The organism is Kitasatospora sp. NPDC057500, assembly GCF_042802195.1.
Lineage (GTDB): Bacteria > Actinomycetota > Actinomycetes > Streptomycetales > Streptomycetaceae > Kitasatospora.
This window is the reverse complement of the sequence record NZ_JBHVER010000106.1, coordinates 1-26,282: the sequence shown is the minus strand read 5'-3', so window position 1 is coordinate 26,282 and position 26,282 is coordinate 1. Positions and strand designations below refer to the sequence as shown.

General features: G+C 71.3%; 24 protein-coding genes. 7 read left to right on the top strand and 17 right to left on the bottom strand.

Annotation, left to right across the window (positions count from 1 at the left end; translation table 11 throughout):
• Positions 1-182 precede the first annotated feature (182 nt).
• Entirely contained in the window at positions 183-809 is a 627-nt protein-coding gene (locus ACFU74_RS22225; protein WP_380759350.1) for a ScbR family autoregulator-binding transcription factor, read from the top strand.
• Positions 810-821: 12 nt separating this feature from the next.
• Here ACFU74_RS22225 and ACFU74_RS22220 read toward each other — a convergent pair whose 3' ends face one another.
• On the bottom strand, positions 822-1,472 hold the full coding sequence (locus tag ACFU74_RS22220; protein ID WP_380759348.1) for a ScbR family autoregulator-binding transcription factor: 651 nt from the start codon (positions 1,470-1,472) through the stop codon (positions 822-824).
• 364 nt (positions 1,473-1,836) lie between these two features.
• On the opposite strand from ACFU74_RS22220, the gene ACFU74_RS22215 reads away from it, so the two are divergent.
• On the top strand, positions 1,837-2,895 hold the full coding sequence (locus ACFU74_RS22215) for a ScbA/BarX family gamma-butyrolactone biosynthesis protein (protein WP_380759345.1): 1,059 nt from the start codon (positions 1,837-1,839) through the stop codon (positions 2,893-2,895).
• A gap of 5 nt (positions 2,896-2,900) precedes the next feature.
• Here ACFU74_RS22215 and ACFU74_RS22210 read toward each other — a convergent pair whose 3' ends face one another.
• The 7 genes from ACFU74_RS22210 to hemL form a co-directional block, all read right to left on the bottom strand.
• Positions 2,901-3,305, bottom strand: coding sequence for a hypothetical protein (locus ACFU74_RS22210; protein WP_380759343.1), 405 nt, complete (start codon positions 3,303-3,305; stop codon positions 2,901-2,903).
• A gap of 126 nt (positions 3,306-3,431) precedes the next feature.
• Positions 3,432-4,565 (bottom strand): c-type cytochrome biogenesis protein CcsB, encoded by a 1,134-nt coding sequence (gene ccsB, locus ACFU74_RS22205; RefSeq protein WP_380759341.1) that lies wholly within the window; start codon positions 4,563-4,565, stop codon positions 3,432-3,434.
• 3 nt (positions 4,566-4,568) lie between these two features.
• Positions 4,569-6,326 carry a cytochrome c biogenesis protein ResB gene (locus ACFU74_RS22200; protein ID WP_380759339.1) on the bottom strand — a complete coding sequence of 586 codons (1,758 nt, stop codon included), beginning with the start codon at positions 6,324-6,326 and terminating at the stop codon, positions 4,569-4,571.
• 3 nt (positions 6,327-6,329) lie between these two features.
• A complete protein-coding gene (locus ACFU74_RS22195; RefSeq protein ID WP_380759337.1) occupies positions 6,330-7,103 on the bottom strand; it encodes a cytochrome c biogenesis CcdA family protein in 774 nt (257 codons plus the stop codon).
• Positions 7,100-7,705 carry a TlpA family protein disulfide reductase gene (locus tag ACFU74_RS22190; RefSeq protein ID WP_380759335.1) on the bottom strand — a complete coding sequence of 202 codons (606 nt, stop codon included), beginning with the start codon at positions 7,703-7,705 and terminating at the stop codon, positions 7,100-7,102. Before ACFU74_RS22190 ends, ACFU74_RS22195 begins: the two co-directional genes overlap by 4 nt.
• A gap of 251 nt (positions 7,706-7,956) precedes the next feature.
• The gene (locus ACFU74_RS22185; RefSeq protein ID WP_380759354.1) at positions 7,957-8,604 is read right to left on the bottom strand and encodes a histidine phosphatase family protein; all 648 of its coding nucleotides are present in this window, start codon (positions 8,602-8,604) and stop codon (positions 7,957-7,959) included.
• Positions 8,605-8,651: 47 nt separating this feature from the next.
• Complete coding sequence (gene hemL, locus ACFU74_RS22180) at positions 8,652-9,980, bottom strand: glutamate-1-semialdehyde 2,1-aminomutase (RefSeq protein ID WP_380759333.1); 1,329 nt, start codon at positions 9,978-9,980, stop codon at positions 8,652-8,654.
• A 321-nt stretch (positions 9,981-10,301) separates the two neighbouring features.
• On the opposite strand from hemL, the gene ACFU74_RS22175 reads away from it, so the two are divergent.
• Entirely contained in the window at positions 10,302-10,934 is a 633-nt protein-coding gene (locus ACFU74_RS22175; RefSeq protein ID WP_380759331.1) for a hypothetical protein, read from the top strand.
• 170 nt (positions 10,935-11,104) lie between these two features.
• Here ACFU74_RS22175 and ACFU74_RS22170 read toward each other — a convergent pair whose 3' ends face one another.
• The 4 genes from ACFU74_RS22170 to ACFU74_RS22155 form a co-directional block, all read right to left on the bottom strand.
• A complete protein-coding gene (locus ACFU74_RS22170; RefSeq protein ID WP_380759329.1) occupies positions 11,105-11,713 on the bottom strand; it encodes a hypothetical protein in 609 nt (202 codons plus the stop codon).
• A gap of 5 nt (positions 11,714-11,718) precedes the next feature.
• Complete coding sequence (locus ACFU74_RS22165; RefSeq protein WP_380759326.1) at positions 11,719-13,488, bottom strand: DEAD/DEAH box helicase family protein; 1,770 nt, start codon at positions 13,486-13,488, stop codon at positions 11,719-11,721.
• Positions 13,485-16,010 (bottom strand): ATP-binding protein, encoded by a 2,526-nt coding sequence (locus tag ACFU74_RS22160; protein ID WP_380759324.1) that lies wholly within the window; start codon positions 16,008-16,010, stop codon positions 13,485-13,487. The genes ACFU74_RS22165 and ACFU74_RS22160 overlap by 4 nt, the downstream gene beginning before the upstream one ends.
• Positions 16,011-16,100: 90 nt before the next feature.
• The gene (locus ACFU74_RS22155; protein WP_380759322.1) at positions 16,101-17,489 is read right to left on the bottom strand and encodes a PIN-like domain-containing protein; all 1,389 of its coding nucleotides are present in this window, start codon (positions 17,487-17,489) and stop codon (positions 16,101-16,103) included.
• A gap of 434 nt (positions 17,490-17,923) precedes the next feature.
• On the opposite strand from ACFU74_RS22155, the gene ACFU74_RS22150 reads away from it, so the two are divergent.
• Positions 17,924-19,261 carry a DNA cytosine methyltransferase gene (locus ACFU74_RS22150; RefSeq protein ID WP_380759320.1) on the top strand — a complete coding sequence of 446 codons (1,338 nt, stop codon included), beginning with the start codon at positions 17,924-17,926 and terminating at the stop codon, positions 19,259-19,261.
• Here the strand turns inward: ACFU74_RS22150 and ACFU74_RS22145 are convergent.
• The 5 genes from ACFU74_RS22145 to ACFU74_RS22125 all read right to left on the bottom strand — a co-directional run bounded on the left by ACFU74_RS22145 (position 19,254) and on the right by ACFU74_RS22125 (position 24,671).
• Positions 19,254-19,721: a very short patch repair endonuclease gene (locus ACFU74_RS22145; RefSeq protein WP_380759352.1), complete on the bottom strand. Its 468-nt coding sequence runs from the start codon at positions 19,719-19,721 to the stop codon at positions 19,254-19,256. The genes ACFU74_RS22150 and ACFU74_RS22145 overlap by 8 nt on opposite strands.
• Before the next feature lie 726 nt (positions 19,722-20,447).
• Entirely contained in the window at positions 20,448-22,214 is a 1,767-nt protein-coding gene (locus tag ACFU74_RS22140) for an LCP family protein (RefSeq protein ID WP_380759318.1), read from the bottom strand.
• Positions 22,215-22,360: 146 nt separating this feature from the next.
• Positions 22,361-22,861 (bottom strand): MarR family winged helix-turn-helix transcriptional regulator, encoded by a 501-nt coding sequence (locus ACFU74_RS22135; RefSeq protein WP_380759316.1) that lies wholly within the window; start codon positions 22,859-22,861, stop codon positions 22,361-22,363.
• A 35-nt stretch (positions 22,862-22,896) separates the two neighbouring features.
• A complete protein-coding gene (locus tag ACFU74_RS22130; protein WP_380759314.1) occupies positions 22,897-24,204 on the bottom strand; it encodes a hypothetical protein in 1,308 nt (435 codons plus the stop codon).
• A 224-nt stretch (positions 24,205-24,428) separates the two neighbouring features.
• On the bottom strand, positions 24,429-24,671 hold the full coding sequence (locus tag ACFU74_RS22125; RefSeq protein WP_380759312.1) for a chaplin: 243 nt from the start codon (positions 24,669-24,671) through the stop codon (positions 24,429-24,431).
• Between the two features lie 476 nt (positions 24,672-25,147).
• On the opposite strand from ACFU74_RS22125, the gene ACFU74_RS22120 reads away from it, so the two are divergent.
• From ACFU74_RS22120 to ACFU74_RS22110, 3 genes are all read left to right on the top strand, one after another.
• On the top strand, positions 25,148-25,390 hold the full coding sequence (locus tag ACFU74_RS22120; RefSeq protein WP_380759310.1) for a chaplin: 243 nt from the start codon (positions 25,148-25,150) through the stop codon (positions 25,388-25,390).
• 111 nt (positions 25,391-25,501) lie between these two features.
• A complete protein-coding gene (locus ACFU74_RS22115; protein ID WP_380759308.1) occupies positions 25,502-25,801 on the top strand; it encodes a chaplin in 300 nt (99 codons plus the stop codon).
• Between the two features lie 119 nt (positions 25,802-25,920).
• On the top strand, positions 25,921-26,282 hold a 362-nt coding region (locus ACFU74_RS22110), incomplete at its 3' end, for a hypothetical protein (protein ID WP_380759306.1).

The following is a 26,282-nucleotide window of genomic DNA, read 5'->3' as shown; positions in this document are numbered from 1 at the left end:
CCTGTGCGCGGGTGGCCGGCCGGCGGCGTTCCACCCGCGGCGGACGCCCGCGACCGGCGCGCACCGGCGCCCGGAGCGGCGAACGGCTCGAAAGGATCGCTACCGCACGGTACGGGGGCAGCCACCCGGCCCGCCCCCGTAGGATCCAGCCGCTGCCGACGACAGAGACCAGGGAGGCTGCGATGGCCAGGCAGGCCCGGGCGCTGGCGACCCGCCAGACGGTGCTGCGCGCCGCGGCCGAGGTGTTCGACGAACGCGGCTACGCGGGCGCCACCATGGCCGAGATCCTGGAACGCGCCGGCGTCACCAAGGGCGCGCTCTACTTCCACTTCCCGTCGAAGGAGGAGCTGGCGCTCGCCGTGATCGAGAGCCAGGGCGGCTGGCTGGCCACCTGGCAGCCCTCCTCCGGCAGCCCGATGCAGACCGTCATCGACCTCGGCTACGCCTTCGCGCACGCCCTGCTGGACGACCCGCTGCTGCGCGGCGCGATCCGGCTGACCATCGAGCACGGCAGCTTCACCCAGCCGCAGATCGGCGCCTACCAGGGCTGGACGGACGCCGCGCGCGAGCTGCTGGAGCAGGCGCGGGAGGCCGGCGAGCTGCACCCGGGGGTGCGGCCGGCGACCGCCGCCGGGGTGATCACCGGCGCGGTGACCGGCATCCAGCTCAGCTCCCAGGTGCTGACGGACCGCAGGGACCTGTTGCAGCGGATGGCCGACCTCTGGGCGCTCCTGCTGCCCGGCCTGGTCGAACCGGGCGCCCTCGCCCGCCTGAACACGGCCTGGGCTGTTCCCCGCCCGCTCGCCTAGGTTCCCGGGTGCCTAGATCCGGTAGTCCGTCAGGCGGTCGTCCGGGACGAGGGACGGCAGGGCGGCCGACCAGAGGCCGCTGATCGCGGCGGGGGCGAGCCGGCCGGTGGACTCGGCGGCGAACAGGACCAGGCCGGCCGCCAGGGTGGTGAGCAGCCCCGCCGCCTGGGCGCGGTCCAGCCCGGGGCGCAGGTCGCCGGCCGCCGACGCCCGGTCGAGCAGGACGTGGAAGACGGCGGTGAGGCTCCGCCAGGCGTCCGCCGAGGGCTCCGGCGGCGATCCGGCCGGGGCCACCACCGCACCGGAGCCGCAGCCCGCCGGCCGCCCGCCGAGGCCGAGCAGCACGCCGGCCCGGACCACCACGTCCTCCCGCAGCAGCCGGGCCAGTTCATGGGTGAGGTCGACGAGTTCCTGGACGGCCGGCCCACCGCCGCGCAGCGCGCGCAGCACCGCCAGGCCGATGGTGTCGGCGGCCTCGGTGCGGACCCCGTCCGCCAGCGCCTGCTTGGAGACGAAGTGGAAGTAGAGCGCGCCCTTGCTGACGCCCGCCCGGCGGCTGATGTCGACCAGGCTGGCCGACTCGAAGCCCGCGTCCGCGAAGGTGTCCGCCGCGGCGAGCAGCACGGCCTGCCTGGTTCGCCCCGCCCGTTCCTGCTTAGCCACTCGGCCCCTCCGGCCCCGGCCGCGGCGGGCTGCGGCCCGCCCGGTTGCTGTCACGGCGCCGCCGTCGGTTCTGCGGTGCCCCTTCTGCGGACCGTCGGTGGCGCGCCGCGACCGCCCGAAACCGCATGGTTGGTATCTAATCTAGCCCCTGTCCGGCCCCCGCCGTCCAGGGGGGAACTGCCCCCCGCTCACGGGCAGGAGCTGGTCGGTCGGACGTTGCCGCAGGCCGGAGCGCGGGTACCGTGGACACAGCGGGCGCGCACCGGCGTCGGCCCCGCAGGGGGAGCAGAAACCGGGTGGCCTGTATGTTTTGACAGGGCCGCCCACTCGGCCGGCCGACCGACACCCGGGAGTGGGGCCCGTCATGCCAGTGTTCACCGCGACGGACGGCGACGCCCCGTATCCCCACCCCGGCCCCGTCCACGCGGGTCCGGGCCGCTACGACTTCCACGAACGGACCGTCTCGCGCACCCTGGTGCGCCGCTCCTCGGTCGCCGAGGTGCTGATCACCGGCTGGCAGGCCACCGGTCCGTACGACTTCCTGCTCGGCGCCCAGTGGCCGCGGCTGCACGGCTTCTACCGGCTGCCCGGCGACCGTCACCACGACCCGGTGCTGATGGCCGAGACGGTCCGTCAGGCCGCCCTGCTGGTCGGCCACGCCGGGTTCGGCGTCCCGCACGACCACCACGCGGTGCTCGACGAGCTCGGCTACACCCTCGGCCCGGCCGGCCTGGAGGGTCTCGCGGTCACCGCCGCCCCCACCGAGCTGATGCTCCGGATCACCTGCCACGACGTCCGGATGCGGTACGGGCGGCTGGCCGCGCTGCGGGTGCACGCCGAGGTCGAGCGCGACGGCCACCCGGTCGCCCGCGGCTTCGGCGGGCTGCGGATCCTCTCCCCCGCCGCCTACGACCGGCTGCGCGGCCCCGGTCCGGCCGCCGCCCCGCTGCGGCTCCCGGGCCAGGCCGTCGCCCCGGAACTGGTGGGCCGCCAGCAGGCCGCCGACGTCGTGCTCGGCCCCGCACTGCTGCCCGGCAGCTGGCTGCTGCACGCGGACGCCGGCCACCCGGTGCTGTTCGACCCGATGGACCCGGCGCCCGGCCACCTGCCCGGGATGCTCGTCCTGGAGGCCGCCCGGCAGGCCGCCCAGCGGCTGCACCACCCGGACCGGGTGGTGCCGCTGGAACTGGTCACGTCGTTCCACGACCCGATCGTGCCGGACCGCCCCTGTGTGGTGCGGGCCGTCCGGGAGGGCGGACAGGAGACCGGCGGCGGCAGCGGACGGCGGACGCCGCTGCGGGTCCTCCTGGTGCAGGAGGGCCGGACGGTGGCCGAGGCCCGGCTGCTCACCGGACCGGCCGACGGCGGGCCGGCCCGGGCCGCGCCGGCCCCGGCCCGCCGCGGCCTGCCGCTCGCCAGCTGAACCCGTCAGGCGGCCACCAGCGCGGACGGCCGTCCGGCGTGCATCACGGAGAGGTTCTCCGCCAGCCGCCCCGGGTCCTGGGCCAGCCACAGCCGCAGCGCGGCGCCCAGCATCGCGCTGGCCGAGCCGATCCGCACCTGTGTCAGCTGGGCGATCCGGGCCGCGCCCGGCACCAGCAGGTCGGCCAGCGGCGTCGGCAGCCAGACGGTCAGCGCGCACGGCGCGGGGGCCGCGAGGGCGCCCAGCAGCCGGTAGGCGTCGGCCGGCGAGCTCAAGGTGGGGATGACGTCCAGCAGTCCGTCGGCCACCACCTCGGACACGTCGCTGCGGTGTCCCTGGGCGAGCCGGCGGAGCAGCAGTTGCTCGGCGGCGGTGATTCGGACGGTCAGCATGACCTCGTCGCACTCCATCGCGCGATTTCCTCCTCAGTTCCTCCCCGTGCCGGACCGGGCGGGCCGGCACGAACTACCCCTGTCGCACCTCGGCCCGGCCAACTCGTTGTGAGTGCCGGGCCGGTGGGTGGTTTCCGGTCCCGGTCAAACCCCCGCGTAGGAGTGCTTGCCGGTGACGAAGATGTTCACGCCGTAGTAGTTGAACAGCCAGCAGGCGAAGGCGGCGAGCGCCAGGTAGGCGGCCTTGCGGCCCTTCCAGCCGGCGGTGGCGCGGGCGTGCAGGTAGCACGCGTAGGCGACCCAGGTGATGAACGACCAGGTCTCCTTCGGGTCCCACTCCCAGTACTTGCCCCAGGCGGCCTCGGCCCAGATCGCGCCCGCGATGATGGTGAACGTCCACAGCGGGAAGACCAGGGCGTTGATCCGGTAGGACAGCTTGTCCAGGGTCGACGCGGCGGGCAGCCGGCGCCAGATCGACGCCGAGGTGCCGAGCGGGCCCCTGGTCAGGCCGGCCGCCATCCGCTTGTCGAAGGAGTCCTTGCCCAGGTACAGCAGCGTCGTGACGAACGCCGCGTAGAAGGCGCCGCCGCAGACGATCGCGGTGGAGACGTGGATCGCCAGCCAGTACGAGTGCAGCGCCGGGACGAGCTGCTCGGACTCGGTGTACAGCACCTCGGTGGCGATGCCGAGGGTGAGCACCACCGCCAGGGTGACCGGCAGGCCGAGCCAGCGGACCGGCTTCTTCGCGATCAGCAGGCCGACGAAGGCCACCGCCATCGCGAGCGCGAAGGCGCAGGAGAACTCGTACATGTTGCCCCACGGCCAGCGGGAGACCGAGAGGCCGCGGGTGATGACGCCGCCGATGTGCAGCAGCAGGCCGAGGATGGTGAGCGAGACCGCGATCCGGCCGGCCAGGTCGGCCTTCTCGCTGGTGCCGGCCGCGCCGGGGCCGTCGACCTCGTCGTCGCCGCGCCCGCTGGTCACCACCGTGGCGCCCTCGCCGGCCAGCGCGGTGCGGGTCAGCGTGGTGGTGCCGCCGCGCGCGGAGGCGACGGTGACGGTGACCTTCTTGGCGCCCCTGGCCTTGGCGTCGGCGTCCGCGACGGTCCCGGCCAGGCCGGCCTGCTCGATGGAGCGGACGGCGACGGCGCCCTTCGCACCGAAGGTCCATTCGAACATGTAGGCGAACATGGCGATCAGATAGACCGCCATCGCCGAATAGATCAGCTTGTTGGACAGGTCGGCCAGCTGCGGGTCGACCGACGAGGCGAGGTGCACCGTCTACTCCTTGGAGTTCTGGTCGGCGGGGACTGCGGATTCTTCGGGTGCCGGGGCCTCGCCGGACTCATCGGGCCCGTCGGGCCCGCCGGACTCGTCGGACTCGTCGTCGAGCGCCGGGGCGTCGTCCTGGAGGTCCACCGCGAGCGCGGCCAGCTCCTCGGCGATCTTCGCCGACTCGCTGCGGCCCAGCCCGGCCAGCTCGACCAGCGTCCCGCCGCCCGGCAGGGCCACCGCCCGCACCCAGATCCGGCGGCGCTGGATGAACAGCGAGCCGATCAGGCCGACGATCGCCGCCACCGCGCCGACCAGGGCGATGCCGTTGCCCGGACGGTGCGAGACGTTGAAGCTCGCCCACTGCTTGTAGCCCTCGAAGGTGACCGAGCCGTAGCCGTCCGGCAGCGTCCAGCCCTGGCCCGGCTTGAGCCTGGCCCTGGCCGGCTCGCCGTCCTGCTGGAGCTGGGTCAGGTTCTTGGTGTTGAGCTGGTAGATGTTCTGCGGCAGGCCGGAGTCGGTGCCCAGGTCGCCCGCGTAGGCGTTGAGCACCAGCGCCGGGGCCGCGTCACCGGGGAACAGCGAGCGCGGGCCGGTGTTCTGGTCGAAGGCCGTCGGGGCGGTCGGCAGGAAGAAGCCGGAGAGGCCCAGCTGGGTCTTCTTCCCGTCCTTCTCACCGTAGTCGGAGACCTTGATGACGCCGGTGGAGGTCAGGTTGCCGTCCTGCGGCAGGAACGGGGTGGCACCGGTGTAGACGACCTCGCCCGCGGCGTTGCGGACCGTGATCACCGGGGCGTAGCCGTGGCCGATCAGGAAGAACTTGCTGCCGCCGATCTCCAGCGGGTGGTTGACCTCGATCTTGCCCTGCTGGAGCTTCGCCGGGTCGCTGCCCTCGTAGTACTCGACCCCGGCGGTGAACTCCCGCGCACTGCCGATCTGCGAGCCGTTGGACTGGAACTTCGCGTGGAAGTCGTTCAGCTTCACGTAGAACGGGTCGAGGTCGTCGCTCCCGTAGAAGCGGGTCCCGGTGAAGTCGTCCAGCTGCGTGATGGTGTTGGAGTAGCCCTCGCCCTCGACCAGCAGCTTGCCGCCGGTGCCGCTGGCCAGGCTCGCCCAGGCGAAGCCGCCGAGCAGCGCGAACAGCGACAGGTGGAAGACCAGGTTGCCGACCTCGCGCAGGTAGCCCTTCTCGGCCGCCACCGCGCCGCCGTCCAGGTGTGCCCGGAACCGCCGCCCGCGCAGCAGCCGGTGGGCGGCGGTGCTGACGGCCGCGGCGTCCGCGTCGGTCCGCCAGGCCGCGTACACCGGCATCCGGGTCAGGTTGCGCGGCGCCGCCGGCGGCCGGGAGCGCAGCACCCCGACGAACTGCCAGGTGCGCGGCACGATGCAGCCGGCCAGCGAGACGAACAGCAGGATGTAGATCGCCGAGAACCAGACCGAGCTGTAGACGTCGAACAGCTGGAGCTTCTCGTAGATCGGCGCGACCTTGGTGTGCTGCGCCTTCCAGGTCTCGACCTTGAACTGGTTCTGGCCGTTCTGCGGGATCAGCGAGCCGGGGATGGCCGCCAGCGAGAGCAGGAACAGCAGGATCAGCGCGACCCGCATCGAGGTCAGCTGGCGCCACATCCAGCGCAGCCAGCCGAGCACGCCGATGCCGGTCGGGCCGTCGGACTCGGCCGGGGCGGTGGTGAGCCGCTCGGCCGCGTCGTCGTCCGCGCCCTGCGGGGCGGCCGCGTGCCGCTCGCGATCGGTCGTGGTGTTGGTCACGGGTCAGATTCCGATCTGGAAGTCGGCGAACTGGTTCTGCAGGTCACTCACCATGGAGTCCCAGACCCCGGTGACCAGCAGCAGACCGACCACGACGAGCATGCCGCCGCCGATCCGCATGACGAGCGGATAGTGCCGCTTGACCCAGCCGAAGGCGCCCAGCGCCCGGCGGAAGGCCACCGCGGCCACGACGAACGGTACGCCGAGGCCCAGGCAGTAGAAGAACATCAGCAGCGCACCGCGCTGGGCGTCGGCCTGGTTGAGCGCGAGGTTGGTGACGGTGGCCAGGGTCGGGCCCATGCACGGCGTCCAGCCCACCCCGAAGACCACGCCGAGCAGCGGCGCGCCGAGCAGGCCGATCACCGGGCGGCGGTGGGTGCGCACCTCGCGCATGCTCAGACCGGGCACCATGCCCATGAACGCCAGACCCATCACGATCGTGAGCGCCCCGAGCACCTTGCTGATGACCGCCTGGTGCTCCTTGAGCGTGTCCCCGAACTGGCCGAACAGCGCACCGCTGGAGACGAAGACGGCGGTGAAGCCGAGGATGAACAGCGCCGCGCCGGCCAGCATCCGGCCGCGCCGGGCCCCGCGCGCGTCCGCGAGGTCGGCGGCGGAGAAGCCCGTCACGTAGGAGAGGTAGCCGGGGACGAGCGGCAGCACACAGGGCGAGAAGAACGACACCAGGCCGGCCGCCAGCGCGATCGGCGCCGCCACCAGCAGCGCCCCGCTCTGGATGGTCCCGATGTTGTCGGCGAGCTGGAGCGCCGCGCTCACCGCTGCTGCTCCGCCAGCACCGGCTGGAGCATCGACTCCAGGGCGTCGTCGGTCTGGCCGCCGACGGCGCGGGCGGCCAGCTTGCCGTCCCGGTCGACCACCAGGGTGGTCGGGATGGACTGCGGGTTGAGGCTGCCCTTGGGGAACTTGAGCAGCTCCGCGCCGGCCGGGTCGTAGATGCTGGGGAAGGTGACGCCCTTCTCCTGCTCGAAGCGGACGGCGTTCTTGATCTCGGTGTCCCGGGTGTTGATCCCGAGGAACTGCACGCCCTGGTCCCGGTACTTCTCCCAGACCCGCTGGAGGTCGTCGGCCTCCGAGCGGCACGGGCCGCACCAGGAGCCCCAGACGTTCAGCACGACGACCTTGCCCCGGTAGTCGGAGAGCTTGGCCGGGGTGCCCTCCAGGGTGTTGCCGCCGATGTCCGGCGCGTCCTGGCGCTGTCCGGCGGCGGCGGTCGAGATGTTGCTGCCCTTGGCGGTGACGAACCCGATCTGCCCGTCGCCACTGGCCGAGGAGCCGGAGGAGCTGCAACCGGTGAGGACCAGCGCGGCAGCGGCGGCGGTGACCGCGGCGGCGGCGAGACGGGGACGGGGGCGCGTCATGCCAGACATGTGAAAAGTTTCGCATGGAGTCGCGGGCGGGCCCCGGGGGGTCCGGCCTTGTCTGCCGGACCCCCTCTGACCTGCGACGGGACCATAGGAGCCGGTGTCGCGGGAGTGTGACGCAGGTCTTACTCACACGGCTCTTACACCGGATCGGGAACCATTGGCACCGTTCCGCACGTCCGGGTCTCCTCGGCGTACCCGGATTCCGGGCGGATTCCGGGTGCCCCGGAACCGCCGTCGGCCGGCCGTCAGGCGCCGAAGCTCTTGCCCACCGGCTTGCTCTTGCCGCCCTTGCCGACCAGGTGGGCCGGCAGCAGGTCGCGGGCCGGCTCGCGGTAGCCGACCGAGACGATCCGGTCCCCCTCGTAGGTGAAGCTGGTCAGCGAGGCCAGCGAGCACTGGCGGTTGCGCGGGTCGTGCCAGAGCCGGCGGCGCTCCACGAAGGAGCGGACGATCCAGATCGGCAGCTGGTGGCTGACGCAGACCGCCTCGTGCCCGCGCGCGGCGTCCCTGGCCGCGGCCAGCGCGCCCATCATCCGCACCGCCTGCTCCAGGTACGGCTCGCCCCAGGAGGGCTTGAACGGGTTGGTCAGGTACCTCCAGTAGGACGGGTTGCGCAGCGAGCCGTCGCCGACCCCGAAGGTCTTGCCCTCGAAGACGTTCTCCGCCTCGATCAGCCGCCCGTCCACCGCGACGTCCAGTCCGTGCGACTTGGCGATCGGCGCGGCGGTCTCCTGCGCGCGCTCCAGCGGGGACGCCACCACGTGGGTGATGTCCCGCCCGGCCAGGTCCTCGGCGACCCGCTCGGCCATCTCGCGGCCGAGCTCGGACAGCCGGTAGCCCGGCAGGCGCCCGTACAGGACGCCCTCCGGGTTGTGCACCTCACCGTGCCGCATCAGGTGGACGACGGTGATGTCCTTGGCGCTCACTTCTCGGTACCCCTTCAGGCGGTGGCTTCGGCGGCGGCCCGGGCGGCGGCGGGCAGGGCGGCGGCGATCCGCTCCAGCGCCCGCTCGTCGTGCGCGGCGGACACGAACCAGGACTCGAAGGCGGACGGCGGCAGGTAGACGCCCTCGGCGAGCATCGCGTGGAAGAACGCGGTGAAGCGGAACGCCTCCTGGGTCTTCGCCTCGGCGTAGTTCGTCACGGCGTCCTCGGTGAAGAACACCGAGAACATGTTCCCGGCGGTCTGCAGCCGGTGCGCCACGCCCTCCTTGGCGAGCGCCGCGGAGACCAGGCCGGAGACCTCGCCGGCGACCCGGTCGACGGTCGCGTAGACCTCGTCGGTGCAGCCGCGCAGCTGGGCCAGGCCGGCCGCGGTGGCGATCGGGTTCCCGGACAGGGTGCCGGCCTGGTAGACCGGGCCGGCCGGGGCGAGGTGGGCCATCACGTCGGCGCGGCCGCCGAAGGCCGCGGCCGGGAAGCCGCCGCCCATGACCTTGCCGAAGGTCAGCAGGTCGGGCGCCCAGCCCTCGTTCGCCGCCTCCAGGCCGTACCAGCCCGCCTTGGAGACGCGGAAGCCGGTCATCACCTCGTCGGAGATGAACAGCGCGCCGTTCTCCCGGCAGAGCCGGGCCAGGCCGCCGTTGAAGCCGGGCAGCGGCGGGACGACGCCCATGTTGCCGGGCGAGGCCTCGGTGATCACGCAGGCGATCTCGCCGGGGTGGGCCCGGAAGGCCTCCTCGACGGCGGCGAGGTCGTTGTAGGGCAGCACGATGGTGTCGCCGGCCTGGGCGCCGGTGACGCCGGGGGTGTCCGGTAGGCCGAACGTGGCGACCCCGGAACCGGCGGCGGCCAGCAGCGCGTCCACATGGCCGTGGTAGCAGCCGGCGAACTTGACGACCTTCGCGCGGCCGGTGAAGCCGCGGGCCAGCCGGATCGCCGACATGGTGGCCTCGGTGCCCGAGGAGACCAGGCGGACCTGCTCGACCGGGGCGACCCGGGCGACGATCTCCTCGGCCAGCTCGACCTCGCCCTGGCCCGGGGTGCCGAAGGAGGTGCCGCGGGCCACCGCGTGCTGCACGGCGTCGAGCACGGCCGGGTGCGCGTGGCCGAGGATCATCGGCCCCCACGAGCAGACCAGGTCGACGTACTCACGGCCGTCGGCGTCGGTCAGGTAGGGGCCGGTGCCGGACACCATGAAGCGCGGCGTACCGCCGACGGCGCGGAAGGCACGCACCGGCGAGTTGACCCCGCCGGGGGTCACGACGGACGCGCGGTCGAAGAGCGACTGGGACTGGGGTGCTTCGTAGGGATAGCTCACGGGAGACATGGTCTCAAATCGTGTCCTTCACCTCTGCATGTCGGACCTCATCATCTGGAACGATGATCCTGGCGCCCGAATCTGTACGGTTATCCATACAACGGGGCCCCTGACTGCACCGGCTACCCGGACCAGTCAGACTATGTACCCGGAGTGTCTCCGGAGTCCCACCGGCCGCGAGGTCGGGAGGGCGCTCCGGGTCGATGCAGGGGTGTGGAGAGGACTGCCGCGTACCGCGACTGGGTACGGCGGCGCATGACGGGTAAGGAGCACGTCCGGAGGGACACCGGACGTGCGGGGGTCTGTCGATTCCGGCGAATTCCGGTGAGGATGGTCCGAGTGTCCGAGGCGCAGGACGGCCACGACGAGGCCGCGGGTGGCCCCCGCCGGCCCGCCGGGGCCGCACGCGGGGGTAAGGGAGCGGGAACCGGGCGGAGCGGCCGGGGCGGCCGTGAGAGGCGGGGTGAGGGACGCGTGGGGGTGACGTACAAGTACTTCGGCGCACCCGACCGGGCGACCGCGGCCCGGGTCCCGACCGCCCTCGGCCCGGGCGGGCTCGGGCTGGACGCGGGCGAGCTCGGCTCGCTCGGCCGGCTCGGCGACCTGATGGAGACCAGTGGCTCCCCCAACGGCCACCTCTCCACCAAGATCAAACCGGAGACCATGAGCGCGATGGTCCTCACCGGCATCCAGGGCGTGCCGCTGCACCAGGTGCCGCCGCTGGAACTCGTCGTGCTGCACCCGGACTACGCCGTCGTCCAGCTGCCGCAGAACGTCGTCGAACCGCTGCGCAAGGCGGACGAGACCGAACTCGGCGCCGCCGCCTTCATCTGGTCCACCGTCCCCGACCGCCGGGGCCCGCGCGACGCCTTCGTGATCTACAGCATGCTGCACGAGTGGCAGGACTTCGCCAACCGCCTGCACGAGGCGGGGCACCAGCTGTACTGCCTGGTCTGGCCCTGAGTGCCACGTCCTCAAGGCGTTGGACACTCGGCAGTGTTGACGCAGCGGGGCGAGCTCCCTGGCCGGTGACGCGCTGCGGCTGCCCTGTCAGCCGCAGCGCGAGACGGCGCCAGGCCCGCGCTGACCGGCCTGACTCGCCTTCAACGGCGCTTCTGGGAGCAGCCTGCGGGTCAGTCGGCCACGTCGCCGAGCACCGCCGCGATGGCCCTCTGCTCGTGGACGGGCGCCTTCTTGCTCCGCAGGTTGTTGATGATGATCTTGGGGATCAGCGAAGTGTCGAGCTCGAGAGACCTCAGCGTGTAGACGTCGTTCCCGCCCTCATGGCTGTTGGCGATGTCGAGGCCCAGCTCCCGCAGTTCACGGGTACGTCGCTCGGTGTGCACCGAGTCCCCCGTGACCACCCGCAGAAGGGCCGCGCTGACCGGCTGCCCGATCCGCTGCAGGAGCATGGCGAACAGCTCCTCGTGGGTCCGGCTGCCGTAGGGCACGGTCAGGTAGCGCTGCGGGATCCGTTCCCCGTACTCCGCCGCCATCCTGTCGGCAAGCTGTATGCGGAGGTCTGAATAGCTGCCCAGCCCCGCAGGCAGACCGGTTCGTACGAGTGCCTGCATCGACTCGGCCAGAAGGCGCTTGGCGTAGAGGTACGCATCCAGGAGGTTCTGGTCATCGGCGTGGTCCTTCTTCAACAGGTCGAGGACACCCTCAACCGCGAGGACGGTGTCCGGCTTGAGCCGGTGCCAGTCAGACGTGGGATCAGGGCGGCGGTCGGTCATGTTCACAAGTCCTATCGTCTCGGTGCAGCCGTGATCGAGCTGTCAGGCGGGTAGCGGAGGATGTGCACATCCTCGCCGGCGTCCTCGACCGCTTCGAGGTCGTGGAGCCATTCACGGAGGAACTGCTCACCTTCCTGGTCCGTGCGGTTGGTCCGCATGAACCTGACCTGGCTGCCGATCGCCACCCGGGGGTCCCGGGCGACGCCGCCACGGGTGGCGAGGGAGTCCTGCAGGCTCAAACCCGCAGCGAAGCGGCGGATATCGGAGACGAAGTCGAGGACAATCACCTTCTCCTTGCCGGGAGCCAGGCGGAGTCCGCGGCCGAGCTGCTGGACGAAGATCCGGCGGCTGTGGGTGACCCGCTGGAAGACGACGATGTTGACGTCCGGGACGTCCACACCCTCGTTGAGGACGTCTACCGCACACAGGACGCCGGTACGGCCGTCGGCGAAGTCCCACAGGACGCGGTTACGGGTTGCCGCGTCCACCGCCTTGCCCTGTGCCGTCCGGGAGGCGATCACCTCGGCGCTGGTGAACCCGAGCGCGTTGATCCGGCCCGCCATTCGCTCGGCGTGGTCGATGGTCCCGCAGAAGACGATGCCCCTGGGGTTCTTCTGCTCAGCCCACGCTTCGGCCAGGCGGTCGGCGACCGCGTCATCCCACTCGTCGATGAAGACGGTGCGGTTGATGCCCCGGGGGGTGAGCGCGGGGGCGGTCTCGGCAAGCCCCGCCGCCAGCGCGTCCCAGTCGATATTGTCCGTGAACATCCGGTAGTCGACGTTGGCAAGATACCCCTCACGGAGTCCTCGCACCATGTCGATATCCACAACGGGGTAGTCGAACCAGGTGCGCAGGGACTTCCCGTCGGGCCGCCAGGGCGTCGCGGTCATCCCTAGGAGGAACGCACCGCCGTCGGCGGCTGACAGCTCGCCGAGCACCGCGTTGTAGGCGGCGGTCCCGAGGTGGTGGCATTCGTCGACGACGACCAGGCCGAACTCGGGCAGGTCCCGCCCGGCCTTGACTGCAGTGGCTACGCTGTCCACGCAGGCGAACACGACGTCCAGATCGTTGAGCGCATCCTTGTCCGGGCGCTCGTAGCCGTTCCACACCCCGGTGGCAGCCGACGCCGGAAGCAGGGGCCAGAAGGCGCGCTCCAGCTGGTAGACAAGCTCATTGCGGTGTGCCAGGACCAGTGTCCTCGCCCCGGGGCGCAGGGCCCGGGCGCGCCGATGAAACTCGGCGGCCACGAAGGTCTTGCCGAGTCCGGTCGCGAGGACGATGAGCGCGCTGCGGGCACCGTTCACCAGCTCGTCCATCAGTCCGCTGACGGCCCGCTCCTGGTAGGAGCGGAGCTGGAAGCGCTCCGGGTCCTGCAGCGCCGGCGGAGCCTCCGGGACGCGCTCCGCCTGCCGCTGGAGCGTGCGCCGGTCCCACAGCTGAAGGGGGATCCCCTTTGCCGCGAGCTGCTCCTGCTGAGCTCTGACGGACGCCTCGAACCCGTTCAGGCTGACGACGACGGGAATCTCAGCGTCGTAGCGCCGACAGGCGTCGACGGTCTGCACGATGACCTCGGGCCCCACCGGCGCCCGCCAGCGCTTCATCTGGAACAGCCAGCGCCGCCCCTTGAGGGTCCCGATCACATCGGCGCCGCCGTCGCCGGAGGCGCCGGCCAGCTGGACCCCTGCGTAGCCGCGGGCAGCGATCAAGCGCTGGACGGTCCGTTCGAAGGACTGCCACCCGGTGCCGGCCAAGTTGAGGTCGGTGACAATGCGCTGGGTCATGCGAGCTTTCCGACCAGGAAGTCGACGGCCGCCCGCGCACGGACGACGATAAGCCGCTCCGGCTGGTCGTAGCGGAGGTACGAAGCACAGTCCTCAAGGCAACGCAGGTACTTCACCCGGAGGTCCTCCTGCAGCTTCCCGGCGATCAGCGGGCCCGCCTCGCTCTCACTAGGCCACGGGTCCGCCCAGACCAGACCGTCGAACCAGCCTGCTGCATGGCGGGCGAAGAACGCGGTGACCGTCTGGCGGTCGCAGTAGCGGAGGTAGCCTCCGGTGGCCCTCAGACGCCCGAGCTCAGTGAGCTCCGCCCCTGACTTGATCATGGAATCGGCAAGCGCCAGCTGCTGGCTGGCGTCGAGCTCGTCATAGAAGCTGTCCGCGTACGGCGCCCTGAGGATCCTCTCCGTGATCTGGTCGAACAGTGACTTGACGGCGGTCCGCACGCTGTCGGCGCTGTCCGTCACCACGTCCCCCCACCCCTTCCTGAGGACTTCTGCGGCGAGGACCGCCACGGCGTGCCCCGGACGGCTCTGCAGGTTGCGGTGGAGGGAGTGCAGGAACTGGGCGACCTCAGTAGCGATCAGGTACTCCGGCCGCAGCCCCATCGCCGTGAACACCGCATGGGTCGGGTCGATGTAGACCGTGATCTGCCGGGTGTCCGCACGCGTGACAAGCGGGACCGCCGCCTGACCGAAGGCCGGGAGGATCGGCCTGTGCGTCGTACGCACGCGAACGTCCAGGGGGCTGCTCGTCTTCCCGTCCGCCAGTACGACGGCCACCTGATCCGCGCTGAGCTCCTCGGCGTCCGAGGACACGGAGTCCAGGGCCTCGGGGCTGGCGGGGTGGGGGGCGTCCTTGACCTGCCCGCACGCCTCGCAGCGCTCAGCGCCTGCTCTGTTCTCCGCCGCGCAGAAGGTGCACTTCCACGGCAGCAGCACCGTGGGCACCTGGGAGGTACCGCAGTGCGGGCACACCGTCGCCGAGCGCAGGATCTGCTTGCCGCACCCGGTATCCAGGCACGGCTTGCCGTCGAGCACCTCGCCGCAGCCCCCGCACTCCTCAGCCGTCGACGTGTTCTGGAAACCGCACTCCGGGCACTCGGGAAGCACCTGGATCGGCGGCTCCCCGGCCGTTTCGACGAGCTCCCACCACTTCGCGTCGTCGTAGTATCCGGGCACGCGGTCGAGGAAGCGCCGGTAGTAGTCCTCCTCGACACTGCGGGGGATCCGGTCGGCCTTGCCCTTGGCAGGGTTGTACTGGCCCATGTACATATCGCCGCGGCCGAAGTTCCGGACCTTGCGGTAGCCCTGGAAGAGCAACGACACAGGCGAGTCGTTCACCTCGCCGTCGGCCCAGTTGTTCGGCAGCAACGAGCCTCCTCGCAGGAACCCGATCGCCTCCTGCCACTCGTCCGAGGCCTGCTGGAAGTGCTGCTTCTGGAAGTCCACCGGCACCTGGTCGAGGTGGACCTCACCGACGATCCGGCCGTACTGCTGGTCCACCGGGTACTCGCGTTCGACGCGCCCGGTGGTCTCGTCGGAGAACTCGAAGAATGCCGCCTTCTCCGCCTGGCGGATGGCCCGCCCGTTACGGATCAGGTCGATCCCGAAGTCGTTCTGGTCGTCGAAGCGCTGGATACCGACCCACCCGTACACCCGGTGGTTTATCTCCCGGCTCTCCGTGCCTCCGCATCGCGGGCAGGCCTCCTGGCCACCGAAGTCGGTGCCGTCGTGGAGACAGCGCCGGGCGTTGCTGATCACCTGGTCGAAGCTGATCCGCGCGGGGACCTTGCCGTGGGCCCTCCGTTCGACGAAGCGCTCCGGTGACCACACGCAGTGCTCGAAGGGCTGGCAGCGCTCGTTGTTGACGGTGATGACCACAGGGTTGGCCGCGCCCGGCCGCAGCAGGCTCGCGTACCGCCGCCCGAGTCGGCTGCGCAGGGTCTTCTTCGGCATCCTCGCGAGTTCGCGGATGAAGCCGCTGTTGGCGTCCCCTCCCGGCCACCAGCCCCGGATCTCCACCACCGTGCCGTGGCGCAGGCCAGTCGGCTTCTCGATCTGCTCAGCCCGCGCGGAGAAGGTCTGGGACTGCATGAGCTCGGGCAGGTCGAGGGTGACCTGGACTGCGTGGTCGTCCTCCGCACGCGCGGAGATGACCCGTGTGATACGCCCGAGCTTCCCGGTGGCGATGTTGAAGCCCATGCCGAACAGGCCGAGTGTGTCGAAGTGGTTCTTGGAGGTGTAGCCAGCGCGCATCGAGTTGGCGATCTGGTCCTCGGTGAGGCCTGGTCCGGTGTCGCGCACGCGGATCAGCCCTTCACCCCGGTCGACCTCGGCAGGCCCTGGAACTTCGATGATCACCTGGCGCACTGCTGACGGGTCGCCCGACGTGGCTGCAGTCCGGAAGGAGTCGACGGCGTTGTCGATGAGCTCGCTCAGCGCGTCGATCGGGAGGATCGGCGTTCGGGTGAGCGCCACGAGCACCCGCGGGTTAGGGGTGATATCGATCGGCCTGTGCGCCATCTTCTGATCGGCTCCGTGTCCAAGGTCGGTAAGTGGGCTGACGTTGTCGGCGCATCGCCATTGGCGCTCGTCGAAACGGGGTTCTGGCGGTCAGGCCCTCAGCTGCACCTGGCGCGCGGCCAGCCGTTGCAGCGGCAACCGGTCGGTCTCGCCGAGTTCGCGGACCAGTTGCACGAACCACGGCGCCACCCAGGTGTCGCTCCGGTAGGGCCACTCGCCCTGTGCCAGCACCGTGCCCGGGTACCACTCCGGTGCCGGCCGGACTTCCGACCGGACTGCCGCGCAGACATCCACCAACGGTTCGTCGTCGGAGGGTACCCGGAATCCCAGTTCGACCGTCGCACCGATCAGCCACCACTGGAAGTGGCGGCGCCGCTCCGACTCCGCAAGCTGTCGAGCCGTCCGGGTCGTGAGCCCCGCCGCCCGGTACGCCTCAACGGCTAGTCCGTCCGGCGGCGCGGCGGTGTGGGCATTGTCATCCCTGACTGCAGGACGGTCCTCCGCACTGCGCTGAGCCACTGCCTCAGCAGCCCGGTCGATCTCATCGAAAGTGGCGCTGGTGAGCTCCGCGCTAGGTGCGAGGAATTCATCGATTCCTTGGAAGAACTGCCCTGGCTGTTCAATGCGCAGTTCTGCACCGCTCCGCTGCCGCAGCTCCACGAAGAGCTGCGGCCACGGCCGCTTCCCGCCATTGAGTTCGAGCTCCTCGTACCAGTCCTGCTTCTTGTCGGATGACACGAATAGAACCCGCTTCACCTCCGGATCGGCCGCCTTTTCCAGGATCTCAGCCCAGATGAAGTAATCCCCGGCCTGGTCCAGGGGCCTGCCCTTCCCCTCATCCGCGAATCCCGGCGGAATCCTGTTAGGAAACCGGAAGGACAGGGCTTCCTCGAGCCTCCGCTGCTGCACCCGGTAGTCCGTGGGCGGGGCGATACGGTCACCGAACAGCGCCGCCAGCTCCGGCAGGACCGGGTCGACCTGCCGGATGGCGGCGGGCTGGAGGTCGTAGCCGGACTTCAGCTGCTCGACATGCCCTTTCAGCATGCCCTGCCACTCGCTCAGCATCGCCTTCACTGCGGCCGGGTTGATCGCTTCATCCAGGCCGGCCTGGGCGGCACTGTCATTGGCGTACCTGGCCAGCAGCCCCTTGACGTGGTCTTTGGCGTCCAGTACCGCCTGCCCCGCCCGCTGCAGAAGCTGGTCCAGCGCGGATGCGGCCCCGCGGAGTTCCTTGTCACGTTGGACGAGCACCCGGTGCCTGCCCCGGACGAACTCCTGGCCGACCTGGTAGGGCAGCCAGAGGCGCGTGGAGATCTGGCCCAGCGCGTCCAGGACCTGGTTCCGCACGATGTGATTGTACTCGTACAAGCTGAGGATGACATTGGTGTCGAGCACGACGAGGGCGTCCTCGAAGAACGCCTTCCGATCGCCTGCCCCTGCACCGCTGTCGGGGAGAATCCAGGATCGGAACTGCTCCACGAGTGGTAGATCTGCCTGGCCCACGTACCTCAATCCCTCCCCAGCTGCGGGTTTCCCATCCTGTCCAGGCAGACGGAACCCGTCAAGGCGCAATTACGGAGCGGAGTCGCCGTGGTTGCTTCCGACCCGCTCCACCGGGCAGGAGGGGCCTCCGCGACCTACACCGCGGCAGCACAGGGTAGGGCGGTAGCACACCCCCGGTCACAGTCCCATGGAGGTGTGCATCGCCTGTTTGGGCTGTGTCAGTGGTGTCGCCTACGCTTCTGGTTCTGCTGGCGACACCTGTCGCAGAGCGGCCCGCAAGCGCGGCTGGCCCGGGTATCCGGACAGACGCTGGCACGGTTGGAGCCCAGCAGTAGCGAGCAGACGGCTGCTTCGGCAGAGGAAACACGTCGGCGCCCGCCCCCAGTGCGGCGCCACCGAGAGGAGGTCTCATGGCATCTGAGCGCTTTGAGGTGGTCGAGATCTGCGCCGGCGCGGGAGGCCAGTCCCTCGGCCTGCACAACGCCGGGTTCAAGCACAAGCTCGCCCTCGAACTCGACCAGAACGCCGCGACGACCCTCCGCCACAACCTGGCCCGGCTGATGGTGGCGGAGGGCAGCACTCCCGAAGACGCCGCGCGGAAGGCTGAGGCCGTCGTCACGGTCGGAGACGTGGCCGATACGTCCCTCTGGGACCCCAGCGCGTACAAGGACGTCGACCTCCTCGCCGGGGGCGTCCCCTGCCCGCCCTTCAGCATCGCCGGCAACCAGCTCGGCGCGACCGACGAGCGGGACCTGTTCGCCTGGGCTGTGCACCTGTGCAGGGACGTCCAGCCGAAGGCACTGCTCCTGGAGAACGTCAAGGGCTTGAGCGGCAACCGCTTCTCCGCCTACCGCCAGCACATCCTCGAACTCCTCCACGAGGCCGGGTACGTCGGCGAGTGGCGCCTGCTGGAGGCCCACCAGTTCGGCGTCTCCCAGCTGCGGCCGCGGTTCGTCCTGGTCGCCCTGCAGAAGGAGTTCGCCGAGTACTTCCACTGGCCCGAGCCCTCCGAGCACGCCACCCCCACTGTCGGCGAACTGCTCAAGGACCTCATGGGAGCCAACGGCTGGGCCTCGGAGCACGTGGAGGCCTGGGCCGCGAAGGCCTCCGCCATCGCCCCCACGATCGTCGGCGGCTCCAAGAAGCACGGCGGCGCAGACCTCGGCCCGACCCGGGCCAAGGCTGCCTGGCGGGAGCTGGGCGTGGACGCGATGGGAGTCGCCAACGCCGCCCCGGGCCCCGACGCGGACGGCGACCACGTCCCGAAACTGACCACGGCCATGGTTGCCCAGATCCAGGGCTGGTGCGGCAAGAACGCCCACTGGGAGTTCCAGGGGCGCAAGACCACCGTCTACCGCCAGATCGGCAACGCATTCCCGCCGCCCGTCGCGGAGGCCCTCGGCAGGGCGATCGCGAGCGCACTCCGGAAGGAGAAGAAGCGGTCCGACTCGGTCGAGTGGGTCCGCCCTGAACTCGACCCGGTCTACCTGCTGCTTCGCCACCACCCCGACAAGGCGCTCACCGCCCAGAAGATGGCCGATCTCATCGCCAAGTCGGGTGGGAGGAAGCTCCCCCCGCCGGAGATCGAACGGCGAATCGCCCACATCGAGCGGGACTTCGATGTGGAGAAGACGGCCCGCAGCTCCGGTGAGCTGGCGTACCGGCTCGGCGAGTTCAAGGCATTCGTCGGCCAGCAGGACCACGCGCGCCACGAGTACTTCGTCCAACACCGTGGGAAGGTCAGCTGACGGCACCGTCAGAGCGCCGCTGGCGGACGCAGTCCACCACTGTCGGCGCGCAGGCCTCCGCCGGCTCATGCTCCCAGAAGCGCAGGACGAGCCAGCCCTCGGCCGCGAGCCGGGCATCGGTGTCCCGGTCGCGTTGAACGTTGCGGCCGATCTTCTCCCGCCAGTAGTCCGGATTCGTCTTGGGCGGGACGAAGTGTTCGGGACACCCGTGCCAGAAACAGCCGTCGACGAAGACGGCGACCCTCGTCGGCCGGAACACCAGGTCCGCGCTGCGACGCATCCCCTGCAGCGGTTTCGCTGCCACCCGGTACCGCAGCCCCGCCGCGTGGACGAGCCGCCTGAGCGCTAGCTCCGGCTGGGTGTCCCGGCTGCGGTTGCCCAGCATGCTCCGGCGGTTGGCCGCTGACGACGCCCAGGACCCGAGCGGCGGGGTCCATTCCTGCGGCGGCTCCTCCGGTATGCCACTAGCCACGGCTTCGGCTCCTGATGATCGGGAGGACCGGGCCTTCCGTGCTGGATGCGGTGCGTTCCGGTCCTCAATGCTGTTCCACCTGTCGCGCAGCACCAGCCTAGTGCGGTTCCTCACGAGCCCGCTGCGCGATCAGCCTCTCGGTCTGCAGGCTGATGCGTAAGGCGCTGTTGCCGAGCACAGCGTGGAGGGCCTTGCTGCGATCCGCTGCTCGGACGGCGGTTGAGGACCGCCGCGCCGTTGCGCCGGTCTTCTTCAGGAAGGACCCCAGCGGTGCGCAGATGGCTCACCGCGCGGCGGGAGGGATGCCCTGGCGCCGGTCCCGGCCGAACAGGTCCCGCCAGGGCTGGCGGCCACCGATGGCCGCCCTGGGCCCGTGTCCAGCCGGGTGCGTGAGCCCTCTGCCTGGCGGCAAGGGGTGCCGGACAGTCCGGGGTACCGTCCTCCATGGCCGTGGTAGCCCGCCCGGCGACGGCTTCCCCCCAGCGGTCGCCCCGTCCTCGGCACATAGTGTCGAGGACGGGTGGAACGTTCTCACATCCGGGCCGCCCTGATGTGAATCACCCGCCGACCAGCGTTGGGCGCCGCAGGCCGCTTCCAGCTGATCAGCGGCGGTCAGCTTCAAAGGACTGGCCCTGATCCGAGGCGGGTGCGAGCGGGCCCCGGCGGTGTGCCGGGGCCCGCTCGTCGGCTTTCGCCGGCGGGGGTGCCGGGCGGTCAGCCGCCGGAGCCGTAGGTGGTGTTGGCGCAGATGTCGTCGTCCGCCGAGCGGGCCCCGTCGGTGACCGAGGTGGGCAGCGGGACGGGCACCGACGGGACTGCCGGGGTGGTCGCTCCGGCGGCGCCGGCGCCGCCGTTGGCGTCGCCGTAGTCCTTGCCGAGGACGACGCTGATGCCGGCCGCCGAGGTGGGGGTGAGGGTGGCGCCGGGGAACAGCTCGGCGACCTTCTCGGCGTTGGCCTTCTGCCCTGCGCCGTACTCGATGGTGGTGGTGAGCTTGTTGGTGGACTTCGCCTGGGTCACCAGGCCGACGGTGAACTGCGCCGCCTTCAGCGCCTCGCCCGCCTTGGCGCCCAGCCCGTTGACGGTCGTTCCGTTGTAGACCTTGATCGGCGGCGCCGGAGCGGTGTGCGTGGGCGGCGCGGTGGTGGTCGGCGGGGCCTCCGGGGTGGCCGGGGGCACCGGCGTGGCGGGCGCGTCGGGCTGCTCGCCGGTGGCGTCCTTGCCGTCCAGGGTGCGGTCGGCGCGGATGGCCTCCCAGAGCCTGTCCACGTCCGGCTTCACCAGGTCGAGGTTGGCCTCGTTGTAACGCCACGGCGGAGTCACGAACTTGAGGTCGTGCAGGTCGATGCTCTTCAGCGACAGGGCGAAGGACATCAGCTTGTCGACGGTGTCGAGCCCCTCGTCGACGCGCAGCGACTTGGTGGCGGCGTCGGCCAGCGGCAGCAGGGTGGTGGGTTCCAGGCCCTTCTTCTTCACCGTGCTGATCATCGAGCTCATGAAGGCCTGCTGACGCTTCATCCGGCCGATGTCGGAGCCGTCGCCGATGCCGTGCCGCAGCCGGACGTAGTCGAGCGCCTGCTGGCCCTCGACCTTCTGCGGGCCCTTCTTCAGGACGAGGGAGCCCTTGGTGGGCAGCTTCTCGTTGAGGTCCTTCTGGTAGATGTCCTTGGGCAGGCAGACCTCGACGCCGCCGACGGCCTTGGTCATCGCCGCGAAGCCCTGGAAGTCGACCACGATGGTGTGGTCGACGCGGATGCCGGTGAGCTTCTCCACCGTGTTCTGGGTGCAGGCGGGGTTGCCCTCCGGCGACTCGCCCACCGTGAACGCGGCGTTGAACAGGACGTCCTTGCCCTTTTGTTCCTTGGTCCACTTCCCGTTCGGGAGCTTGCACGGCGGGATGGTGACCAGGGTGTTGCGCGGGATCGAGACGCCGATGGCGTTCTTGTGGTCGGCGTAGACGTGCAGCAGGATCGTGGTGTCCGAACGGGCGCCTTCGGTGTCACCACCGCCGAGGTCCGAGTTGCTGCCGCCGCGGCTGTCCGAGCCGATCAGCAGGATGTTGACCGGCTTGTTGCCGTTGGAGTCGGCCTGCGCCTCCGGCGGGCGGTCCTTGCTGAGCGCGTCCGAGTCGATGGTCTTGATGTTGCCGTTGAGCTTGAAGTAGATCGCGCCACCGGTACCGGCTATCAGCACCAGGGCGCCGACCGCCGTCCAGCCGACGATCTTCTTGACGCTGCGTTCGGGCTTCTTGCCGCGCCCGCCCGAGCGGCGGTGGCCCTGGCCGTTCGACCCGCCGTCACCGTCCTGCCCGCCACGGCCCTTCGACTGCGCCGCCCGCCTGGCCTCGGCCCGGCCGCCCGGCCGGGGCGCCGGGACGGTGCCGCCCGATGCGCTGCCGCCCGATCCGGTGCCCGGTGAACCGCTCCGGGAGCCGGTGGAACCCGCCGAGCCGGTCGAGCCCCCCGGACGCGGCTTGGCCACGCTGGGCTGACTCCTGTCTCGGCGACCCGACATCCCCGCACCTCTTCACGGCTGTGCCATCGAACGATCAGCGGCCAGGACGTCCCCCCTGGCGCCAGGTGGAGCATACAAGCCGACCGGAAACCGACTACCGCCGCGCCCGGGCCTCAGCCCCGGGCGCGACGCGCGCGGCGCACCGTCCGGTCGCCCCCGACCGGTTCGGCCAACGCCCCTCCCCCGCCCACCAGGCGGGTCAGCGCCGCGACGAGGGCCGTGCGCTCGTCCCCCGGCAGCGAGTCCAGCACCTCCCGGTGCACCCGGTCGGCGATCGCGGTTCCCCGCTCGACGGCCCGCTCGCCCGCCTCGGTGACCCGCACGATCCGGGCCCGCCGGTCGGCCTCGGCCGGGCGGCGCTCGGCCAGCCCGGCCCGCTCCAGCTCGTCGACGGTCACCACCATGGTGGTCTTGTCGAGGTCGGCCAGCTCGGCCAGCTGGATCTGGGTGCGCTCGGCCGCCAGCGCGTGGAAGAGCACGCAGTAGGCGCGCGGGGTGACGCCGAGCTCGGTGAACGCCGCCGCCATCCGGGTCGCCAGGACGTGGCTGGCGTGGTCGAGCAGACCGGAGAGGTCGCTGATCTGACGCACGGGCGGCGTGCGGCTGGTCGTCATGCCGTCGAGGTTACGCGGCCCTCCGGGGCCCCCGGTCAGGGGATGCCGAGCTCGAAGAGCGCGTACCCCGCGTACCAGCCGGCCGCCGCCGCGGGCACCGCGACCAGGCCGCCCAGCGTCGACGGTCGCAGCCGGCGCAGCGCCACCGCCAGGCCGATGAACAGCGGGAAGGCCGGCAGCAGGTAGCGCGAGATGTTGCCGTAGATCTGGTTGCTGCCCAGCGCCATGACGACCGTCAGCAGGGTGTAGAGCACCAGGACCAGCGGCGGCCGCAGCCGCAGCAGCAGCACCAGCAGCCCGGGCAGGGTGATCAGCAGGCCCACCGCGATGAGGTCCGGCGCCGGGTTGGACTGCCAGAACGACCAGTGCCCGGTGACCGTGTCCAGGGTGCTGCGGACGGTGGACGCGCCCCAGTCGAAGTAGCGGTTCCAGGCGCCGCGCTGGAGCTTGAAGTAGCCGGTCCAGTCGCCCATCCGGTAGCCGACCCAGGCGATGTAGCCGAGCAGGCCCCACGGGGTGATCAGCATCGCGGTCAGCGGGCGGGCCACCCCGTCGGCGCGCCGCACCAGCGCCACCAGCGCGGAGACCGAGACGGCGGCGATCAGCGCGGCCGCGGTCGGCCGGTTGAGGCCGGCCACCAGCGCGAGCACCCCGGCGGTGAGCCAGTGGCGGGCCATCACGCAGTAGCAGGCCCAGGCCGAGAGGGCGACGAACAGCGAGTCCGAGTAGACCGCCCACTCCACGCCCGAGCCCGGGAACAGGCCCCAGATCACCGCCGCGATCACACCGGCCCGGAAGCCGCCGAGCCGGTCGGCGACCGCGAAGATCCCGGCCGCGGCGACGAAGGAGGCGAGCACCGAGACGACGATGCCCGAGCCGTACGGGCCGAGCCCGGTGACCGCCCCGACCGCCCTCATCAGCCACGGGTAGAGCGGGAAGAACGCGGAGGAGTTCTCGTAGTAGGTGGCCAGCGGGTAGCCGTGCAGCGGGATCAGCTGCGGGTCGTAGCCGTTCTCCGCGATCCGCTGGTACCAGATGCCGTCCCAGGTGCCGAGCACGTCCCACGGCCGGGCGCCGCCGCCGCGCCCCGGGTCCTTCCTCAGGAAGTCCTCGGTGTGCGAGAGCAGGAGGAGGAAGACCGCCAGGCCGGTCGCCTTGACCAGCGCGTAGGCGCCGAGCGCGGGCGCGTAGCGGTCCACCGCGGCGCCGAACCGGCCGGGGACGCGGGCCTCCGCCGCCTCCGGGCCCTCCGCCGGCGGCCGGCCCCGCTGCGGCGCGGCGGCGTCCGACGGCGGCACGCTCGCGCCGCCGCCCGACGACCCGGTGCTCGATGCCACGCTCATCAGCTCTGGTACTCCCCGCCAACTCGTGACCGGCGCGCCGACCGACACCGCGACGCCGGCCGAGCCTACGACACCGTCGTCGGTGGACGGACGGGCAGCCCGGCCGGTGCTCCGGCCCGGTCACCAGGGGCGACGGCGGCCCCGGGAACGCCGAGAGCCGCCACCCCGCGCCCCAGGAGGGAAGCACGGAAGCGGCGGCTCGCACCGGCCGGGCCGGCGGCCGATCAGCCGGCGTTGATGCAGGTGTTGCCGAAGGCCGGGTTCAGCACGCCGATGAGGACGTTGACGGTGTTGCCGCACACGTTGACCGGAACGTGCAGCGGGACCTGGATCTGGTTGCCGGAGACGACACCGGGGGAGTTGGCGGCGACGCCCTGCGCGCCGGAGCTGGCCAGCGCGGTACCGGCGCCGGCGGCGACGATGCCGACCACAGCGGCACCGACGGCGGCCGTCTTCTTGATGCTCATGGGAGCCTCCTGACTGTTCGACAGAGATGCACGGGGAGTGCGACATCTCCAACGAGGCCCGATCTGGCCGGTTGCGACGGCACCCCCACTGTCACCCGACCGGAGGAACGGAGCTCCCGGGCCCGGCAATCGGGTGACACCCGCATCCGACCGTTTCCCCCGGCAGCCTGCCTCGTTCTCCAGTCGGAACACGCTCCACCCGCCCCGCTACGACGAGGAGATCCGCCGCCGGTCCAAACCCGTCCGGAATTCTCCCGGTCGCGCGTCGATTCGAACATTTCCCGGCCGTGCGGGAATTGTCCGCGGCGCACGGTGCCGCGGCGGCCGCTCATCGCCCGAGCCATGGGCGACACGCGCCATCTGGGCCGCCCGAGTGACAATCACGGCATTCCCAGAAGCCAACGGGCCAGGATTTCCCCGCGCCCGGCTCCCGACTAATTCCACAGACGGTCGGGAAGAATACGGAGGAAGAACACATGCGCAACGTCAAGAAGACCGCGGTCCTGTCGCTCGCCACCGCCGGCCTGGTGGTCGGCGCGGCCGGCGGCGCGTTCGCCAGCGCCGGTGCCGAGGGCGTCGCCGCCGGCTCGCCCGGTGTCATCTCCGGCAACCAGCTCCAGATCCCGGTGCACGTGCCGATCAACCTGTGCGGCAACACCATCAACATCATCGCCCTGCTGAACCCGGCGTTCGGCAACACCTGCGTCAACGCCGGCTGAACCGGCGGCCGCCGAGTCGGCGGCCACGGCTCCACCGCACTCGTGCCGCACCCCGCCACCGGGCGGGGTGCGGCCCGTTCAATCCGTGTGTGATCGAGGAGATCAACCCCCATGCAGAACGTGAAGAAGGCCGCCGTCCTCACCGCCGCCGCCGCCGGCCTCGTGCTGGGTGCGGCGGGCGGTGCCGCCGCCAGCGCCGGCGCCGAGGGCGTCGCCGCCGGCTCGCCCGGTGTCATCTCCGGCAACCAGATCCAGGTCCCGGTGCACATCCCGGTCAACCTGTGCGGCAACTCCATCAACCTGGTCGGCATCCTGAACCCGGCATTCGGCAACACCTGCATCAACGCCGACGCCCCGAAGCAGGAGGCGCCGCAGCACGAGCACCACGAGCACGTCGAGGAAGACTGCTGATCCTGATCGGCACGCGTTCCGCCCGAACCGTCCCCCGGCCCGCCGGCCGGGGGACGGTTCGGCGCACCCGGGCGCGGTCCGACCGCCCGGGGAACCCCTCCCCCCCGAAGGTGAAACGCATGGTTTCGAAGAAGAGCGGGGCCGGCCTCGCCGCCGCCCTGGGCGCCGCGGTGCTGCTCGGCGGCATCGGCGCGGGAACGGCCCAGGCGGCCCCGGCCGAGGGCGGAGCGGCCCTGGCCAAGACCGATCTCGCCCAGGCGCTCGGCGGCACCACGACCGGCCTCGGCTACGGCATCGCGCCGCTCAAGGACCTGCGGCTGGACCCGTGGGCCAACTCCTCGGCCGATGTGCTGAACAACGGTGCGACCCTCCAGCCGGAGGGCTCCGGCCTGGCGCCGGTCGGCACCGACATCCTGACCGGCCCGCTCAGTGCCGGCGGCGGTCCCCGTGACCTGCCGCTGGTCGGCGGACTGCTCGGGGT